The organism is Kitasatospora sp. NE20-6 (assembly GCF_045862635.1).
Window position 1 is genome coordinate 1 of record NZ_BPRL01000174.1, and the last position, 1,033, is coordinate 1,033.

The following is a 1,033-nucleotide window of genomic DNA, read 5'->3' on the forward strand; positions in this document are numbered from 1 at the left end:
GAGCGTGGTCTTGCCGACACCGAAGCCGCCGGCGACGACGATCTTCGCGGAGGTGGTGGCGCGGCTGGGGGCGGCCGCGTTAGAGCTTGCGAAGTCCACTGAGGACCCTTTCGAGCAGCGTGACGTCGGGCTGGTTGCCGGATTCGCCGCCGGCAGCGGGCTGGTGGATGGTGACCAGGCCGGCCTCGGCCAGGTCGGCGACGAGAATGCGGGCCACACCCAGGGGCAGTCCGAGCAGCGCCGACACCTCGGCGACGGACTTGACCTCGGTGCACAGGCTGCAGATCCGCTGGTGCTCGGGCAGCAGCGTGGCCATGCGGCCGGGATCGACGCTGGCGGACACCAGGGCCTCGATCGCCAGCTCGTACCGCGGCCGGGTACGGCCACCGGTCATCGCGAACGGCCGGATCAGCGGCCCGGAGTCGGCGTCGGAGTCGTCCTCGAACTCCTCGACGTAGCCCGGGTCCTGCGGCGCGTGTTCAGGAAAGCCCTCGGGCCCCGGATAGTCCTGGTACCCGGAGTCCTGGCCGCCGTAGTGGCCGCCCTGGCCGTCGCCGTAGGGCTGTTGCTGGTCCCCGTAGGGACCGGGGTAGTACTGCCGTCCTCCGGGGGCGGCGTACGGCTGCTGCTGGTACGGCTGTCCGTGGCCGACGCCGGGGGCTCCGAACGCGTCATGGCCGGTACCGGGGTACGGGACGCCGTACTGACCGCTGCGGTCGTCTGGCGGTGTCACGGTTCCTCTCCTCACAAGGTGCGGCGGTGCTTTGCAGGTCCGGACACGGGGGTGTCCGGGCCGGTGGTGCGAAGGCCGTACAACGCCCGAACCCGAGTCCGCCGGCAGGTGCCGGAGGACTCGGGGACGGGCAATGAGGTCATTCGAATACCAGGACGGTATCCGACGAACCGTCAGTGCAGCAGGCTGCCCTGGAGTTCTGCCCGGAGGGCGGGGGTGAGGACGGCTCCGGCGCGGTCGACGAGGAGGGCCATCTCGTAGCCGACGAGGCCGATGTCGGAGTCGGGTGCGGCGAGGACG

The 1,033-nt window shown here is 71.1% G+C and carries 1 protein-coding gene and 2 pseudogenes; all 3 read right to left on the minus strand.

What is annotated here, in order from left to right:
- Positions 1 to 99 (minus strand): annotated as a pseudogene (locus SNE206_RS40040) (ATP-binding protein); the annotation flags it as partial.
- The gene (locus SNE206_RS40045; RefSeq protein ID WP_407918515.1) at positions 80 to 733 is read right to left on the minus strand and encodes a DUF742 domain-containing protein; all 654 of its coding nucleotides are present in this window, start codon (positions 731 to 733) and stop codon (positions 80 to 82) included. The gene SNE206_RS40045 and the pseudogene SNE206_RS40040, both read right to left, overlap by 20 nt.
- 173 nt (positions 734 to 906) lie before the next feature.
- Positions 907 to 1,033, minus strand: a pseudogene (locus tag SNE206_RS40050) (roadblock/LC7 domain-containing protein); the annotation flags it as partial.